Annotated in this window: 15 protein-coding genes and 3 tRNA genes; 12 read left to right on the forward strand and 6 right to left on the reverse strand. The window is 43.7% G+C overall.

The window, feature by feature from the left end:
• The first annotated feature begins 161 nt into the window (after positions 1–161).
• Genes JXR81_09240 through rlmD form a run of 8 tightly spaced genes read left to right on the forward strand, consistent with a single transcriptional unit; the run spans position 162 to position 9584 of the window.
• Positions 162–1262: an ABC transporter substrate-binding protein gene (locus JXR81_09240; protein MBN2755027.1), complete on the forward strand. Its 1101-nt coding sequence runs from the start codon at positions 162–164 to the stop codon at positions 1260–1262.
• 12 nt (positions 1263–1274) lie between these two features.
• On the forward strand, positions 1275–2978 hold the full coding sequence (tadA, locus tag JXR81_09245) for a Flp pilus assembly complex ATPase component TadA (GenBank protein ID MBN2755028.1): 1704 nt from the start codon (positions 1275–1277) through the stop codon (positions 2976–2978).
• Between the two features lie 26 nt (positions 2979–3004).
• Positions 3005–4777, forward strand: coding sequence for a Flp pilus assembly complex ATPase component TadA (tadA, locus tag JXR81_09250; protein MBN2755029.1), 1773 nt, complete (start codon positions 3005–3007; stop codon positions 4775–4777).
• Between the two features lie 11 nt (positions 4778–4788).
• The gene (locus tag JXR81_09255; GenBank protein ID MBN2755030.1) at positions 4789–5997 is read left to right on the forward strand and encodes a hypothetical protein; all 1209 of its coding nucleotides are present in this window, start codon (positions 4789–4791) and stop codon (positions 5995–5997) included.
• Positions 5994–7247 carry a tRNA (N(6)-L-threonylcarbamoyladenosine(37)-C(2))-methylthiotransferase MtaB gene (gene mtaB, locus JXR81_09260; protein MBN2755031.1) on the forward strand — a complete coding sequence of 418 codons (1254 nt, stop codon included), beginning with the start codon at positions 5994–5996 and terminating at the stop codon, positions 7245–7247. The genes JXR81_09255 and mtaB overlap by 4 nt, the downstream gene beginning before the upstream one ends.
• 12 nt (positions 7248–7259) lie before the next feature.
• On the forward strand, positions 7260–7604 hold the full coding sequence (locus JXR81_09265; protein MBN2755032.1) for a histidine triad nucleotide-binding protein: 345 nt from the start codon (positions 7260–7262) through the stop codon (positions 7602–7604).
• Positions 7605–7631: 27 nt separating this feature from the next.
• Positions 7632–8414 (forward strand): TIGR00266 family protein, encoded by a 783-nt coding sequence (locus tag JXR81_09270; protein ID MBN2755033.1) that lies wholly within the window; start codon positions 7632–7634, stop codon positions 8412–8414.
• An 18-nt stretch (positions 8415–8432) separates the two neighbouring features.
• Positions 8433–9584: a 23S rRNA (uracil(1939)-C(5))-methyltransferase RlmD gene (rlmD, locus tag JXR81_09275; GenBank protein ID MBN2755034.1), complete on the forward strand. Its 1152-nt coding sequence runs from the start codon at positions 8433–8435 to the stop codon at positions 9582–9584.
• Positions 9585–9751: 167 nt separating this feature from the next.
• Here the strand turns inward: rlmD and JXR81_09280 are convergent, their stop codons facing one another.
• Positions 9752–11245 carry a DUF853 domain-containing protein gene (locus JXR81_09280; protein MBN2755035.1) on the reverse strand — a complete coding sequence of 498 codons (1494 nt, stop codon included), beginning with the start codon at positions 11243–11245 and terminating at the stop codon, positions 9752–9754.
• 183 nt (positions 11246–11428) lie between these two features.
• Here JXR81_09280 and JXR81_09285 point away from each other — a divergent pair, with 183 nt between their 5' ends.
• Complete coding sequence (locus tag JXR81_09285; GenBank protein ID MBN2755036.1) at positions 11429–12427, forward strand: prenyltransferase; 999 nt, start codon at positions 11429–11431, stop codon at positions 12425–12427.
• On the opposite strand, the gene dinB is transcribed toward JXR81_09285, so the two are convergent.
• From dinB to JXR81_09305, 4 genes are all read right to left on the reverse strand, one after another.
• A complete protein-coding gene (dinB, locus tag JXR81_09290) occupies positions 12424–13497 on the reverse strand; it encodes a DNA polymerase IV (GenBank protein ID MBN2755037.1) in 1074 nt (357 codons plus the stop codon). The two genes, JXR81_09285 and dinB, sit on opposite strands and share 4 nt — an antisense overlap.
• Positions 13494–14348, reverse strand: coding sequence for an alpha/beta hydrolase (locus JXR81_09295; GenBank protein ID MBN2755038.1), 855 nt, complete (start codon positions 14346–14348; stop codon positions 13494–13496). The genes dinB and JXR81_09295 overlap by 4 nt, the downstream gene beginning before the upstream one ends.
• A gap of 18 nt (positions 14349–14366) precedes the next feature.
• A tRNA-Arg gene (locus JXR81_09300) sits at positions 14367–14443 on the reverse strand.
• Positions 14444–14475: 32 nt separating this feature from the next.
• Positions 14476–14552: transfer RNA gene (locus JXR81_09305), tRNA-Pro, on the reverse strand.
• Positions 14553–14926: 374 nt separating this feature from the next.
• On the opposite strand from JXR81_09305, the gene JXR81_09310 reads away from it, so the two are divergent.
• Together JXR81_09310 and JXR81_09315 are read left to right on the forward strand one after the other, a co-directional pair.
• Positions 14927–15002, forward strand: a tRNA-Arg gene (locus JXR81_09310).
• Positions 15003–15107: 105 nt separating this feature from the next.
• Positions 15108–15641, forward strand: a complete 534-nt coding sequence (locus tag JXR81_09315; protein MBN2755039.1) for a GAF domain-containing protein — start codon at positions 15108–15110, stop codon at positions 15639–15641.
• A 3-nt stretch (positions 15642–15644) separates the two neighbouring features.
• Here JXR81_09315 and JXR81_09320 read toward each other — a convergent pair whose 3' ends face one another.
• Positions 15645–16856 (reverse strand): DEAD/DEAH box helicase, encoded by a 1212-nt coding sequence (locus JXR81_09320; GenBank protein MBN2755040.1) that lies wholly within the window; start codon positions 16854–16856, stop codon positions 15645–15647.
• Positions 16857–16918: 62 nt separating this feature from the next.
• On the opposite strand from JXR81_09320, the gene JXR81_09325 reads away from it, so the two are divergent.
• Complete coding sequence (locus JXR81_09325) at positions 16919–17284, forward strand: hypothetical protein (protein MBN2755041.1); 366 nt, start codon at positions 16919–16921, stop codon at positions 17282–17284.
• The last annotated feature ends 69 nt before the right edge of the window (positions 17285–17353 follow it).

Genomic DNA, 17353 nt, shown 5'->3' on the forward strand with positions numbered 1-17353 from the left:
AACCGGGGATTCTTGGCAGGCTGTACTTTGAAAAGCGGACATTTCTATTTTGCAGAAAATAGGACACTTCTATTTTGCGTTGACAGATAAGCGCCGCCACTTGACAAGAAATGGCGTGCTGTTATAATGATATTTCAGATTAACGCCGGAGGTACTGTGAGTTGAAAAAAGCTTTTTTAATGCTTTTGTTTTTTGCCGTTTTATACATAAACGTGTCCGCGAAAGAGACCATAAAAATAGGTATATACGGCAACACGGCTAACGCGTCCGTTGATGCGGCTTACAAAGCCGCGGAAATACTGTGCGCGGAACTGACCCCGGCTGACGGCACTTACGAACTTATGCCGGTTTTCTTTAATGAAACAGACCCGGGCGCAAAGGATAAAATAAATTCAGACGAAGAAATTTCGGCTGTAATAGGCTGTTTTTCCGCTAATGACGCGGAACTGGTAAATTCAGTCAAAGAAATACCGCTTATTTCAATATGCGAAGATTACTCTTCTTTTACCGGAAAAGGAAACACATACAGGATGACGGCTTCCAACGCTGAATCCGCGGCTATAATGGCAAGGATAGCACCCGCGCTCTTTGACCGCATGAAAGCCGCTGTTTTATATCAGTCGGGAAATGAAGAGTATGAAAAAATGGCGCAGGCTTACGCAGACGCTTCCAAAAGAAACAACGTGGATGCAACGTATATCAGGGCTTTTGAACCGGGTTATGATTTTACAAATGTAATCCAGAGGATAAGGGAAATTAAGATTAAGACCGTATATTTTATCGGTAATCAGGATGAAGCCATAAATTTTTGCAGGCAGAGTTTTGAGAAAAATACCGGAGCGGTTTTCACGGGCCCTAATTTTATTTTTGACAGGAAATTTATCAAACAGACAAAAGAAGCTTCTGACGGGTGCGAATTTATAAATACCGCCAGAAACAGCCCTTATGGCATAAAAAAATTAAGGCCGTTTTTGGCGGCGTATGAAAAAAAATACGGCATAAAAGCGGATGTTAAACTGCCGCACGCGTATGACGCGATAAATATGGCGGCGCTTGCCGCAAAAGCGGGCAAGTTTGGGCATGCTGACGTAAACGGTTTTCTTAAAGCCGTATCATATGACGGCGCCACGGGCAAAGTGGCTTTTAAAGAGTCCGGCGAACGCCAAAATCCGGAGTTCTTTTTTCACGTGATAAGAAGAAAAGAGATTTTTTATATGAGATTTGATTCGCAGATGAACGCGCGTTATGGGAAGGCCAGATAACAAGGAGACTAAATGGCAAAAAGGCTTGGGGACTTGCTTCTTGAAGAGAACCTTATCACAGAAGATCAGATAAAGCGGGCCCTTGAAGACCAGCAGAAATCAGGGGAGCCCCTGGGACGTATCCTTGTCAGAATGGGTTTTATTACCGAAGAGGCGCTGTATTATTTTCTTGCCATCCAGTTTGGTGTTGAATATGTGGACCTTATAGGGCATGATATCCCGCCTGAACTGCTGAAAGTTATTTCAAGAGATACCGCCGAGAAATACTCCATCCTTCCATATGAAGAAAAGGGCAATAAAATTTACTTTGCCACATCCGAACCTGACGAGCACCTTGTAACCAAAATAAGAGAACGTTCCGCGATTCCGCTGGATAAGGAAATTAAATTTGTTATTACAAGCGAAAGCGCCATTAAGTCATGCCTTTCGCTTGTTTATGGCGTGACGCCAAAATCTGACATGGATGAAGGGCTGCAGTCAATGTTTAAGGATGAAGAGGCGCCCCAGGAAGAAGATACATCGGGAAAGGATGACGCTTCTGTAACGGAAGAATCCGCGCCTGTTATAAAACTTGTAAACGCGATTATCAGCGAAGCCGTAAAAATTAAAGCTTCGGACATACACATTAACCCCACGGCAAAGGGGACTGTTATCAGGTACAGGCAGGACGGCGTACTGCAGAAACAGCCCACCCCGCCTAATCATTATAAAAACGCCATAGTGTCCAGGCTGAAAGTTATGGCAAGGCTTGATATCATGGAAAAAAGGGCCGCGCAGGACGGCAGGATAAAAATTAAAGTGCAGAATAAAATTATTGACCTTCGTGTTTCGGTGCTGCCTTCCATACACGGGGAAAACGTTGTAATGCGTATTTTAGACCAGCAGAACCTTATGCTTGACCTTACAAAACTGGGGTTTGAACAGCAGGAACTTGACCTTTATCAGGAATCCATTACGCTTCCATATGGGCTTATACTTCACACGGGGCCTACGGGTTCCGGTAAAACCACGACTCTTTATTCCGCTTTATCAACGGTAAATGACATAAAAAAGAATATCATCACCCTTGAAGACCCGGTTGAATATCAGCTTCCGGGCATTATACAGGTGCAGATGAACAGCGAAATAGGGCTTACTTTTGCCGCGGCATTAAAGTCGTGCTTAAGGCAGGATCCGAACATAATGATGGTCGGGGAAATCCGCGACGCGGAAACTGCCGGCATTGCAATAAGCGCCGCGCTTACGGGCCATCTTTTATTTTCCACGCTTCACACAAATGATTCGCCTTCCACGATAATGAGGCTTATAGACATGGGTATTGACCGCATTTATGTGGGATCCGCGTTAAAGATGGTTGTGGCACAGAGGCTTATGAGAAGGATATGTTCAAACTGTAAAAAAGAGTATTCGCCCACTGATGATGAACTGCAGAGGATACTTGTAAAAAGGCAGGAAGTTGAAGGTATTACGCTTTACAAAGGAGAAGGCTGCCCCAAGTGCAACGGTTCCGGATACAAAGGCAGGGTGGCTATTTATGAAATAATGGGAATGACAGGCGAACTTGCCGACCTTATATACGCGGGCGCTGATTTAAACGCGCTGACAGCCCAGGCGCAGAAAGACGGAATGAGGACGTTAAGGCAGGTTGCCCTTGAAAAATGGAGAAACGGGATTACATCAATTGAAGAGGTAATAATGGCAACATCAGCGGATTAAGTACAATAAACTTTCAGGAGCATGCATTGTACGAAGCTAAAAAGCTTGGACAGATACTTTTAGAAGAGGGAATGGTAACGGAAGAACAGCTTGAAAAAGCCGTTGAAGAACAGTCAAAGACAAGCGATTCGCTTGGTTTTATTCTTGTCAAACTGGGCTTTATAACGGAAGACGTGCTGTATCATTTTCTTGCCATGCAGTTTGGCGTTAAGTTTGTGGATGTAAGCGCCATACATATAGAAGAAGAAGTTATAAAGGTAATGACGCCTGATATAGCCAGAAAATATAAACTGCTTCCCATTGAAAAAAAACCGGGTAAAATAATATTTGCCACGGCAAACCCGATGGACCCGTCGCTGACCATGAATTTAAAATATGACATTAAGGGCGGGCAGGAACTTGAACTTAGTTTTGTGGTGACCACGCAGACTTCGCTTAATGACGCGATTGATAAGTATTATCCGATAGGCAACGCCCTGGATGAAACAATGAAAGAACTTGAATTCTCGTCTGAAAATATGGAAATTGAATTTCTTGAGGATAAAAAGCCGAAAGATGACGAGGGTGAAGAAGGCGACATTGAAGGCAATGACAGCCCTGTTGTAAAATACGTAAACTATATAATAGAAGACGCGGTAAATAAAAAAGCTTCTGATATTCACATTAACCCTTATGAAAAGAAAATAGTTCTGCGTTTCAGGATAGACGGCGCGCTTGTGGAAATGCCGCCGCCAAAAGTGCAGTTTAAAAGGGCTCTGACATCCAGGCTTAAACTGATGGCGGGGTTAAACATCATAGAAAAAAGGCTTCCTCAGGACGGCAGGATAGCGTATAAAATTCCCGGAGGAAATAAATCAATTGACCTTCGTGTTGCAACGCTTCCGTGCCTGTGGGGCGAAAATATAGTCATGAGGCTTCTGTATTCGGAAGCGCAGAATCTTGACCTGACAAAACTTGGCCTGTCAGAAAAACAGTTTTCAGGAATTGAAAAAGGGCTGGACGCGCCTTACGGCATGATACTTATAACGGGCCCGACGGGTTCCGGAAAATCCACCACGCTGTATTCAATGATATCGCATATCAACGACCCTCATATGAATATCATGACGGCGGAAGATCCGGTGGAATACAGGCTTCCGCATATAATACAGGTTCAGGTAAATCCCGTGGCAGGGCTTTCTTTTGCCAATGTGTTAAGGTCGTTTTTAAGGCAGGACCCTGATATAATACTTGTCGGTGAAATACGCGATAACGAAACGGCTTCAATATCAGTCAAGGCCGCGTTAACGGGCCATCTTGTATTGTCAACATTACATACAAATGACGCGCCGGCTACAATTACAAGGTTAATTGACATGAATATAGACCCTATTTATGTGGGGTCATCGGTGGTAACGGTTCTGGCTCAGAAACTTGTCAGAAGGGTGTGCGAAAACTGCAAAGAACCAATTAAAGAAGTTGACCTGGTGAAGGCCAAAAGAAGCGGCATACCGCCTGAAATACTTGAAGGCGGAACTTTTTTTGAAGGCAAAGGGTGCCCTGTGTGCCATTACACCGGATATAAAGGCAGGATGGCCGCTTATGAAGTAATGCCCGTGAATATGGGCATAAGGGAAATTATTTTTAAAAAAGGCACATTAAACGACCTGAAAAGGGAAGCGTGGAATCAGGGAATGTTTACAATCAGGGAATCCGCGATAAGGCTTATGAAAGAAGGCAGGACCACCCTTGAAGAAGTTATTGCGGAAACACTTCAGGACAAACCGTTAAAAGATTACATAGGAAAAATAAAAATATAAGGAGAATCAGGATGACAGAGGAAGAGCTTTTAAAAAAGGCAAAAGATTTTTTTGCCGCGGGAAGGTTTGATTTAAAGAAAGAAAAAATAACAGGGGTAATTGTGCCGGGAAGCATAGGCATCCTTGGGGAAACAAATGAATTTAACAGGGGAAAAGTCCTGTCCGGAAACCTTGATAAAAGCGCTATAATGATGGCGCAGAGAAGAAGGGAAAACGACAGAAGCGTAAATCTTTATTCCAAAAAGTATGATGAAAATATCAGGGTGATGTTAAATGACGCGCAGTCCAAGCAGGATAATGGCTGGGCAAATTATATCGCAAGCACCCTTTTTATGCTTGAAAGCATGTCTAAAAAGGTGCCGGGAATGAACCTGTACATAGATAATGACATTCCGGATACTTTTCAGTCAAACCATATGGAAGCGCTTGAAACCGGAGCGGCTGTTATCGCGGGAAAACTTTCCGACTGGCAGATGTCAGCGCTGGAAATAGCGGAAATTTGCGCGCAGGGCGAAGTAAACTATCTGGGCAGGGACAAGAATACGGTTAAGTTTATACCGTCTATCGGCGGAAGGCCGGGGCACCTGACCTATTTTGATATTAAAGCTGCGGCGGTTGAAACGCTGCCTTTTGGCATCAAAGGGCATTTATTTATGGTGTTAAGTTCGGGTGTAAAGAAAAAAACAATTGAGGCAAAGAAAAAACAGATTATGGCGGATGTGGCTGAGTCCATAGAAATCATGAGGAAAAACGGCGCGCGTCTTGATACTCTTGACGAAATAACCCTGGAAGAATTTGATGATTACAGGAGCAAGCTTTCTATAATACAGAGAAAACGCTGCGCGTATTTTATTTCGGAAAATGAAAGGGTGGCAGAAGCAAAGAAAGCCATACTTGCGGGAAATTCAACCGCGCTTATTGACATAATGAATGAATCCCACAAGAACATGAAGGCAAGGCTGGAAATAGTGGAGGAAGAAAGCGAAATACTTCTGGACATGCTGGCGGATACTGACGGTGTGAAAGCGGTCAGGATGATGAACCTTGGCACGGACGGAAGCATTCTTGCGGTAGTTGACGCTGAAAAGAGAAAAGTTTTTGAAAGCAGGCTTAAGAAAAGTTTCCTTTCAAGGACAGGGCTGCCGCTTACCGTTGAGACATCCGCGCTGGCAAATGAAATGAGGGCGTTTGACATACCGGAAACGGTCTTTATAAAGTGAAGATAGGTTTTATCACATACGGCTGTAAAGTAAATCAGTATGACACCGAAAGGATAAAAAAAGAACTTCTGGCAGCCGGGAACGAAGAAAGCCCGGACCCGGACGTGTATATTGTTAATACCTGCACGGTCACGGATAAGATAGACCGCGATACGGCAAGGCAGTTAAGAAAATTAAAAGCGTCCGGTAAGAAGATACTTCTTACCGGATGTATTGCCGCCAGAAAGTGCCCTGAAGATATTGCGGTAAATGTGGACTGGTTTGTGCCAAACAGCGGCAAATATGACATGGCGCATTACCCGGAAGAATTAAAATCTTCAGGCGTAAAAGCGCCGTCTTTTTTTATTGAGACCTTTTCCGAAAAGAATAAGGCGTTTGTAAAAGTGGAAGACGGGTGCGACAGATTCTGCGCGTACTGCGAAATTCCATATGTAAGGGGAGGCAAACCTGTAAGCAGGGATGAAGGGGAAATTATAAATGAGATTAAAGCGTTGTCTAAGGCCGGCTACAGGGAAATAATTCTGACGGGAATTAATCTGGGCAGGTATGGCTCGGACAGAAATGAAGCCGGCGCGCTGTGCGGGCTGCTGGAGAAAATTAAAAATCTTAAATTACCCCTGCGGATACGTTTAAGTTCCATAGGGCCTGTGGAACTTAGCGATGAAATAATAAAATTTGCCGCTGAAAGCGGTAATTTTTTATGCCGCCATTTTCATATGTCAATGCAGAGCGGATGTGACAGGATATTAAAGGCCATGAACAGGCGGTATGATACCGCGTTTTACCGCGAAAAAGTAAATAAAATACTTAAGGCAATGCCGGACGCCGGTATTACCACGGATATTATCGCGGGTTTTCCGGGGGAAACAGATGAAGACCACGCGGAAACGGCGGCTTTTTTAAAGTCAATGCCTTTTACCAGGGTGCATGTATTTCCGTATTCTGACAGGCCTGACACACAGGCTTTTAAAATGCCCGGCAAAGTAAGCGATGAAATTAAAAAGAAAAGGGCAAAGGAACTGTCATTGACAGCCGCGCAGAAAGAAGCGGCATTCGCGGAATCATATATTGGCAAAGTGCTGGAGCTGCTTGTGGAATCCGGAGACAAAGGCGGTTTTTATTTTGGGTACACGGATAATTATATCAGGGTAAAAATAGAAGGCGCAAAAGATTATGTTAATGAGATTGTAAAAGTTAAAATAGTATCCGCTGAAAATGGCATTGCGCGCGGGGAGATTACCGGCAAATAAACGGAGGGAATAATGCAGGACTGCATATTTTGTAAAATAGCAAGAAAAGAGATTAAATCAGAAGTAGTGTATGAAGATGACACTGTGCTTGCTTTTAGGGATTTAAATCCGCAGGCGCCGCTGCACGTGCTTGTAGTCCCCAAAAAACACATTGCCACCATTAATGACCTTGAAGAGAAAGATGAAGCGATTGCAGGGCATATGCTGTATGTGGCGGGAAAAATTGCAAAACAGGAAAAAACAGCGGACAATGGGTACAGGGCTGTTTTTAATGTGAATAAAGACGCGGGGCAGACTGTTTTTCATCTGCACCTTCACGTGCTTGGCGGAAGGGTTTTTGGCTGGCCGCCCGGATAGATAAAAAATTACAGGAGGGGTGATTAAATGGCACACGAAATAGATTATCAGATTTTTGGCGATGATATGCAGTTTGTGGAAGTGGAACTTGACCCAAAGGAAGCGGTTATTTCAGAAGCCGGCGCCATGATGTATATGATGGAAGGCATGAAAATGGAAGCTGTTTTTTCGGAAAAAGAAGGCGGTGTTGTGGATAAAATATTCAAAGTCGGCAAACGCATGCTTACCGGAGAGTCCATGTTTCTGGTGGAATACAAAAATGAAAGCTCTAAAAAATCCCGCGTGGCATTTGCAGCGCCGTATCCCGGAAAGATAATTCCCGTGGATTTAAAAGTTTTCGGTACGCTGTTGTGCCAGAAGGATTCATTTTTATGCGCGGCAAAAGGGGCTGACATTGATATAGCGTTTACCAAAAAATTCGGCGCCGGGCTGTTTGGCGGCGAAGGTTTCATACTTCAGAAAATATCCGGAGACGGGCTTGTTTTTATACATGCCGGCGGTACTGTCCATGAAATGGAACTTGAAAAAGGCGAAAAGTTAAGGGTGGATACGGGATGCCTTGTCGCGTTTGAAGAAAATGTTGAATACAATATTGAATTCAACGCGGATTTAAAAACCGCGTTTTTTGGCGGCGAAGGCCTTTTTTTTGTAAATCTTACCGGGCCGGGCAAGATATTTCTGCAGTCGCTGCCTTTTTCAAGGCTGGCTGACAGGATATACAAGGCAATGCCGCAGACAGGCGGTTCACGTGGGGAAGGCTCTATTTTAGGCGGGCTTGGAAGAATTCTTGACGGGGATAATAAATTCTAAAATAAAAGGATAATTATAATGATTGAAAGTATCGTAAAGTGCCCGGTGTTTGGTAAATGCGGCGGATGTTCGCACCAGGATATGAAATATGAAATTCAGATGGAAACCAAAAAAAGGGAAGTGCTGGATATCTTAAATGCCAATCACCTGCCCGCGCCTGAAGACACTCCTGTGTATTTTAAATCAGGTTATGGGTACAGAAACAGGATGGATTTTTGTATTTCGCCCGACGGGCCGGCTTTAAGGCGCCGCGGAAAATTCTATAGCATGGTAAATTTCAGCGAATGCGCCATATCAAACCCGGGGCTTAATTCGGCGCTGGCAATGGTTATAGAGTGGTTCAACAAGAATAAAGAAAAGATAGACGTGTTTAATACCAAATCAAGAAAAGGCACTTTAAGATACTCCACCACAAGAAGCGCCCTTTACCTAAAAGAATCATCTGTAACCTTTATATTAAACTCTGACAGCGATAAAAAAGAAGAACACCTGGAGCTTATAAAACAGTTTGCGGCCGAATATGACGTGCCCAATGTGCTTGTGGGGTACTGCAAATTTAACAGCGACCAGAGTGTTGATGAAAACGCCGTGGTTATTAAAGGCTCCGCTATCCTTGCCGAAAACCTGTGCGGCAGAAAGTATTATTACCACTCCCAGGGTTTTTTCCAGAATAATCCGGCTGTTACCTGCGACATGATGCAGTACTGCGCCGCGGAAGCCGGAGAAGAGTATGACACGCTTACGGATTTATTCGGAGGGGTGGGTACTTTTGGGGTTTTTATGCATGACAAAGCAAAGGAAGTATTGATTATAGATAACAGCGTAAGCGGCATAGAGTGCGCGGTAAAAAATATTACCGAAAATAAAACTCCTAATGCCGCGGCATATTGCTGTGACGCCATGAATCTTGACTCTTTTACGCCGCGTTATACCGGCAAAAGAAACCTTTTTGTGCTTGACCCGCCAAGGGCGGGGCTGCATAAGAATACGGTTAAATTTATAAACAAAGTGCTTCCGGAAAAGATGATATACGTATCCTGCAACCCAAAACAGCTGGCGCAGGACCTTGTGGCGTTAAAGGATACTTATGAAATGAAAAAACTTGCCATATTTGACATGTTCCCCCAGACAAGGCACATTGAAAGTATCGCGGTGCTGGGTAGAAAGTAATTTTTATTTATAATGTAGAGACGCACCATGGTGCGTCTCGGTTTTGTTTTAGTTGTTCGGTTTAAAAATGAGGCGCAATATATTGCGCCTCTACGATAGAATACAAATCCATATTACCGTAATTACCGGGTTGATTACTAAGCGTCTAAGCATTTAAGCGTCAAAAATTACCTCTTTAAAGACCCTAAAACTCCCCTTATTAACGTCCTTCCAAGTTCGCGGCCTATTGATGTCACTGCGGAGCTTGCGGCTTTTTCAAAGAAGGTTTTTTCTTTTTTTGGCGCGCGTTTAGCGGATTTATACGCTTCTTTTTCCTGCTTTTCAAGTTCTTTCTGTTTTGCCAGGGTTTCCTGTTGTGCAAGCGCGGCGGACTGTTCCTGTTTGATTTTTGCTGTCAGCATTTCATACGCGGATTTCCTGTCCACCTGACGTTCATATTTTCCGGCAATGTTGGAAGAGGCAATCACCTTTGCGCGTGCGTTATTATCTATGGCGCCAAACATGCTCTGCGGTGGAAGCACCATAGCCCGCTCCACAATTCCGGGTTTTCCATCCGCGTCAAGGCACGATATAAGGGCTTCGCCGGTGCCAAGTTCTGTTATGGCGGTTTGGGTGTCAAATTTAGGGTTGGCCCTGAAAGTCTGCGCAGCGGCTTTCACGGCTTTTTGGTCCGCCGGGGTAAAAGCGCGCAGGGCGTGCTGTACGCGGTTGCCAAGCTGGCCCAATACATTTTGCGGCAGGTCAGCCGGGTTCTGGGTGATAAAGTAAACACCCACAGCTTTGGAACGTATAAGCCTTACCACCTGTTCTATTTTATCAAGCAGCACTTTTGGCGCGTCATCAAAAAGCAGGTGCGTTTCATCAAAAAAGAAAACCATTTTAGGTTTATCCAGGTCGCCTGCTTCGGGAAGAATTTCAAAAAGTTCGGAAAGCATCCACAGAAGGAAAGTGGAATAAAGGGCGGGAGTCTGATAAAGTTTTGCGCTGTGAAGTATATTAATGTAACCGCGGCCGTTGGCTCCGGTCTGTATCCAGTCAAAAATATCAAGCGCGGGCTCGCCGAAAAAGTGCGCTCCGCCCTGGTCTTCAAGGGTTAAAAGGTTTCTTAAAATCGCGCCGGCGCTTTGCGCGGAAATATTACCGTATTCAAGTGTGAATTCTTTAGCGTGGTCGCCCACGTACTGTATCATGGCGCGCAGGTCTTTTAAGTCTAAAAGAAGCATGCCCCTGTCATCCGCTATGCGGAAAACAATGCTTAACACGCCTGACTGGGTGTCGTTTAAACCCAGCATTCTTGAAAGAAGAATTGCGCCCATGTCAGAAATTGTGGTGCGCACGGGATGGCCTGCTTCGCCGAACAGGTCCCAGAATTTTACCGGATATGACGCGTATTCAAAACCGTCAATTTTAAGTTTTTTTATTCTCTCTTCAACTTTTGGGTTTTCTGTGCCTTTTATGGCAAGGCCTGCAAGGTCGCCCTTGATATCAGCAAGAAATACCGGTACTCCCATATCGCTGAAAGATTCCGCCATTACTTTTAAGGTTATTGTTTTACCTGTGCCTGTGGCGCCGGCTATAAGCCCGTGCCTGTTGGCCATTTTTGGAAGAAGGTAAACCGGAACATCGCCTTTTCCAACCCATATTTTGTCATGTTGAAACATATATAACCCTCCTTTAAACGCTTTGTGTTAAAGTCAAAAGCCATTATATAGTCACTATAAGTAAAAGTCAAAATATATCATAAGGAAGGCTTTTTTATTAAGTTTCACCGTACTGATTATTTGACAAATTCAGATATTATCCATACAATAGGATAATATTAAAATTTATGGAGGCAATAAAATATGGGACTGCTGAATAACTGGAAAACTGTGCTGGAAACCGGAAATATGCCAAAGGGTGCTAAAATGGATTTTATAAGCAAGTGGCTTATTCTGACACGGGCGGAAGTATTTTCAATGACCATAACATCGGCGCTTGTGGGCGCGATAATTGCGGCGTATGACGGCAAAATAAACTGGCTGTATCTTGTAATTGTGGTATTAACGTTGTGCCTGGCGCACGCTTCAAACAACCTGATTAATGATTATTTTGACTATAAACAGGGGGTTGATACACCCGATTACCCAAGGACGCAGTACGCGCCACATCCGATTACGTCGGGGTTAATCACTGAAAAGCAGCTTATTATTACGGTGTTGATTTTCAGTTTTATTGAATTTTTAGCCGCGGTATATCTGTTTATTAACGTGGGGTGGCAGGCAATGGCTTTTGCGGCCGCGGGTTTCCTTATCAGCGTTTTTTATGTGGCGCCTCCGCTTAAGCTAAAATACAGGGGGCTGGGAGAGTTTGCGATATTTTTAATATGGGGGCCGCTGATAACAGTTGGGACATATTTTGTAATGACCGGGCAGATGCCTGTTAAAGCGTGGCTGGCTTCAATTCCTTACGGCCTTGTGGTAATGAACGTGCTTTTAGGGAAACACCTTGATAAATTTGAAGCAGACTCCAAGAAAGGGGTTAAGACCCTTCCTGTGGTGCTGGGTTGGAAAAACGCGCTTACGTTTACAAGGATTAATTCCGCAATGTTTTATGTAACAGTTGTTATACTTGTATTTTTTAAAATAATACCTCCGTTGACGCTTATCTGTTTTTTTTCCGCGGGCAGGTTTAAAAAGTTTCTGGATATCCTTGCCACAAAAAAACCGGAAACAAAACCGGAAGGGTATATTGACCTTTGGCCGCTTTGGTATGTGGTGTGGGCATTCTGGTTTAATAAACTTGCAGGCGGGCTTTTTATAACGGGTATGCTTTTAGGGCTTATCCCGTTTTTAAGGTTTTAAATATCAACGCTTCTGTAATCAACAATAAATGGTTCTTTAAAGTTGGAAACAGATATTCCCAGCAGCCGTACTTTTACTTTTACAATATCGGTTTTATCCAGAAGCGATACTGCCACGGACAGTATTTCTTTGGGATTATTTGTAAAACTTTCCAGCGTGTGCGACCGTGTAATAGACCTGAAATCGTGATATTTTAATTTAAGGGTGACTGTTTTTGCAAGTATCTTATTTTCCGCCGCGTAACCGCATATATCATTAGCGCATTCTTTCAGGGTATTTTTTATAATTTCAGGGTTGTTGGTGTCTTCGCGAAGGGTAATTTCACGGCCCACTGATTTTCTTTCCCAGTTTGTCTCCACAGGCCTGTCATCTTCGGCGCGGCACAGGTGGTAAAAAAATTCACCTGATCCGCCGAAGTTTTCTTCAAGAAATTCAAGTGTTTTTCCCCTTAAATCCCTGCCGTTTTTTATCCCCAAAGACATCATCTTTTTTTCTGTCACTTTCCCCACGCCGTAAAAATTGCCTATGGGCAGTTTATCTATAAATTTGATTGCTTTGGACGGGGGCACCACTGTAAGGCCTCCCGGTTTTTTATAATCAGACGCGGCTTTGGCAAGGAATTTGCAGAAAGAGACACCCGCGGACGCCGAAAGGCCGGTATTTATTTTTATTTTATCTTTTATTTCTTTTGCTATTTCTGTGGCTATTGCCATGTTTTTTTTATTAACCGTGACATCAAGAAAGGCTTCATCCAGCGACAGGGGTTCCACAATGTCCGTGTATTCATGAAAAATTTCATGTATCTGGCCGGAAGCTTTCCGGTATTTTTCAAAGTTAGGCCTTATTATTACCGCCTGCGGGCAAAGTTTTGCCGCGTGTACCATTGCCATGGCGGAATGAATTCCGAATTTTCTGGCTTCATAAGACGCCGCGCAGACCACACCGCGTTCTTCGGGAAGTCCGCCCACAATAACGGGCCTGCCTTTTAATGACGGGTTATCTCTCTGCTCCACTGACGCGTAAAAAGCGTCCATGTCCACGTGGATTATCTTTCTTATCTGAGTGCTCATTTTTTATGGGAATTATAAAAATTATACATCTCTTCAAAAGCTTTGCCCTTGAAAATATCAACATCGCTGTGTTTGGTATTTTCAAGGCGGATAAAGTATTTCTCTTTGCTGCCCGCGCTGTTAAAAAGTTTTTCCCCGATACGGATGGGGAAGCAGTCATCCTGTTCGCCGTGTATTATCATAAGAGGGGATGTGAATTTTTTAATGTTATCAATGGGCTGGTCGGGTTTTGTCAGAAGTTCATCTGATGCTTTAAGTTTTATCAGGTCTTTAAAAGGCCATATAAGGCCTTCGGTCATTAAAGGCACCGCTTCTTTCGCGCTTGTAAAAGGCGCTTCCATAACTATTCCCGCGGGTTTTCTCTGCGCGCATGCAGCGGTGCAGGGAACGGTTCCAAGCGACTGGCTGAAAATAAAAAGTTTGTTCATTTTGTCTTTATAGCTTTTAACTGTGAAATCATAAATGGCAAGGCCGTCTGACGGCAGGTTATCAAAGGAAAGTTTGCCGCCGCTTTTTCCGTAACCGCGGTAGTCAAAACAGACCACGTTAAATTTATGCGCTGAAGCCATAAAAAGCAGCTTTTTGGATGCTTCTTTAATACTTTCCATGTTGCCGTAAAAATAAATAAGATAATCTTTTGATTCGGGGTTTGAAATGTTAATGCCTGACAGAGTTATACCGTCTGCGGTTTGAAAACTTATTTCTTCAATTGTAAGCCCTTTTAATTCGCCGGCAGGCAGGTCGCTGTACTGTTCGGGAAAGAAAAACCAGTGTTCTGAAAGCGTAACGCAGGAAGGGAGTATTAAAGAAATGAAAGTAATTAATAAAAGAAGGTGTTTTTTTTGTCTCATAGGTACTCCCGATAATTTTGGTGTGCCCGGAGGGTTTCGAACCCCCGACCCGCAGCTTAGAAGGCTGCTGCTCTATCCAACTGAGCTACGGGCACACTTTATTTGTGCCAAAAAATCATAAATTAAATGGTCGGGGCGACTGGATTTGAACCAGCGACCCCCTGCTCCCAAGGCAGGTGCGCTAGCCAGCTGCGCTACGCCCCGACTATTCAACTATTTAATTATTATACCAGGTAGGAAGTGCCTGATATTTTAATAATTATTACTGTTTAAACCGTGATAAAAAATATAACAAAATAGCGGTTAACCGTCAACCTATATTAATTTTGTTCTTAAATATGGCGTGTAATAGAGTGTTTGTGTTATACTTTGAAAATAATGTTTCAGCTCAGTTATAGAAGGCAGTCATATATTTTTTGCCATGCAGCAGCAATGTTTGCGCCCGTTTCAGGCAAAGCCTGAAGAAACGTTATGAAGATAAAGCCTTGATTTTTGTATGCTCGCTTAAAGCTCGCATAACGTTATAGCTCAGTTATAGAAGGCAGTCATATATTTTTTGCCATGCAGCAGCAATGTTTGCGCCCGTAGCTCAGTGGATTAGAGCATTGGCCTCCGAAGCCATGTGCGTTGGTTCGATTCCAACCGGGCGCACCAACCTTATTGTTACCAATTTAATTTTCCCTGTTCCTTGCTTTATATAATTTGGCGGATATACTTATATATAAGGGATAAAAATAATAAAACAAAAAGGATATAATCATGCCGTATGCGAATGTGACGATGATTGAAACTGACCAGAAAGTAAGGATAGCCGTCACGTCGCCCGACAAGCCGAAAATACCGGAGAAAATTGAAAAAGAATGGATGCATATGTTGAATGATGCCGCATTCAGGCTTAAAGTTTCCACTGCGCTTATAACAAAAGTAGGGCATAAAGAGATAGAAATTTTCGTTAAAAATACAAATAAAAAAAATCCGTATGAGTTAAAAGGAAAAGCGCCGCTTGGTTCCGGATTGTATTGTGAAACGGTGCTTGCCAGAAATAAAGAACTTAGCGTGAATGACGCGGGCAGGCATCCGCAGTGGAAATTAAATCCGGGAATGAAATACAGCATGATATCGTATTACGGGCTGCCGATTAAATGGCCTGACGGTGAATTTTTTGGCACTATATGCATGCTTGAAACAAAACCTGTTTATTTTTCATCGGAATTAAAAAGGATTATTGGGGAATGCCGGATTGAAATTGAAAAGAATCTTGCCTGCCTTCTGGATGATATAAACGTAAGATAAAAACTATCTGTACTTGGACTTTTTGCCCCTGTTTTTCATGCGGCTGCTGGAAAAAACCAGATTAGAAGCTGAAGATGACGCGCTGAATTTTTCCGTGTTAACCGTGGGATGAGTGGAAAGCGGGATTACAGAGCGTATAATTTTTTCAATTCCTCTTACATCGCTGCCCTGGTCAGGCGTGGCAAGCGATATGGCATGTCCCTTGCGTCCGGCCCTTCCTGTGCGGCCAATACGGTGAACATAATTGCTTGGGTCGTCCGGAAGGTCGTAGTTTACAACAAGTTCTATTCCGGTTACATCAATTCCTCGCGCGGCAATGTCGGTTGCGACAAGTACGCGGTAACGCCCCGATTTGAAACCGTCAAGGGCGTCTTTACGCTGCCCCATGGAACGGTCTGAATGTATTTCCGCTGCGCCTACGCCGGCATTCTTTAATCCGCGGGTGACTTTTGTAGCGCCCCTTTTTGTGCGGGTGAAAAGAAGGACAGAACCGGTGTACTGTTTCAATATTTCATTTAGGATTGTAAGTTTAAGTTCGGCGCGTACCACAAAGATTTCCTGTGATACAAGTTCTGCCGTGGTGCCCTGCGGGGCAAGCTCCGTGCGTACGGGCAGTTTCATGTTGGTGGAAGCTATTTTAACAATATCCGTAGGCATAGTCGCGGAAAAAAGCATGGTCTGCCTTTCTTTAGGAACCTCTTTAAGAATCCTGTTTATCTGGGGCATGAATCCCATATCAAGCATGCGGTCTGCTTCGTCCAGCACAAGTATACGGACGTCATTAAGTTTAATCTGTTTCTGCTGCATGTGGTCAAGCAGCCTTCCGGGCGTGGCTATGATAATACGTGGGCCCGCTTTTAAGCTTTGTATCTGGTGGGACATAGACTGCCCTCCGATTAAGACGGCAGTTTTCATTTTGAAAGGGGGTGTAAGTTTAATCATGGTCTCGTTGACCTGAATGGCAAGTTCCCTTGTGGGAACTACAATAAGCCCGCGGCCTTCTGCCTGGGCAAGCCTTTGAACCATAGGGATTCCAAAGGCAAGCGTTTTGCCGGTGCCTGTCTGGGCAATTCCTATTATGTCCTTGCCTTCAACGCCTATTGGAATACCTTTTTGCTGTATTGGCGTGGGTACCGTAAACTTTAACTTTGCCAGAATATCAAGAATGCCGGGCGCAATGCCTAGTCCTGTAAAACCTTCATTTTCATTTATCATGATTATATTGTATCATTAATAGGTAAGGAATGCCAATTATATTAATAAGGAGAGTTATGCGTATGGATATTTCAAAATATTTTAAGGCTCATGAAACTGCGGTAAAAGAAACGCTGTTAGAAGAAACGGATGAATATAAATGGCAGCAATTACTGCAGGTGCACGCGGAAAAAACCGCGCAGATACAGCGCGAGCGGTTAATTCATCTTATGGTAACGCTTGCTTTCGGCATAGCCCTTTTTGTATGCGTGGCAGTCGCGTCTTTTAAACCTGATATGTGGCTGTTTGCGGCAATATTTCTTCTGCTTGTACTGCTTGTTCCGTACGTAGGGCACTACTTTTTTCTGGAGAACACAACCCAGCGCTGGTACGTGTTAGGGGATAAGATAAGGGAGAGGATTAAGCGGCAGTTAAAAATTGTAAGATGAAGTGCAACATTTGAAGTAACAAAAAGTCCCACTGCTCACTTGTGTTATTATGTTGTTTGTGAGAACGAC

Source organism: Candidatus Goldiibacteriota bacterium (genome assembly GCA_016937715.1).
Lineage (GTDB): Bacteria > Oederibacteriota > PGYV01 > PGYV01 > PGYV01 > PGYV01.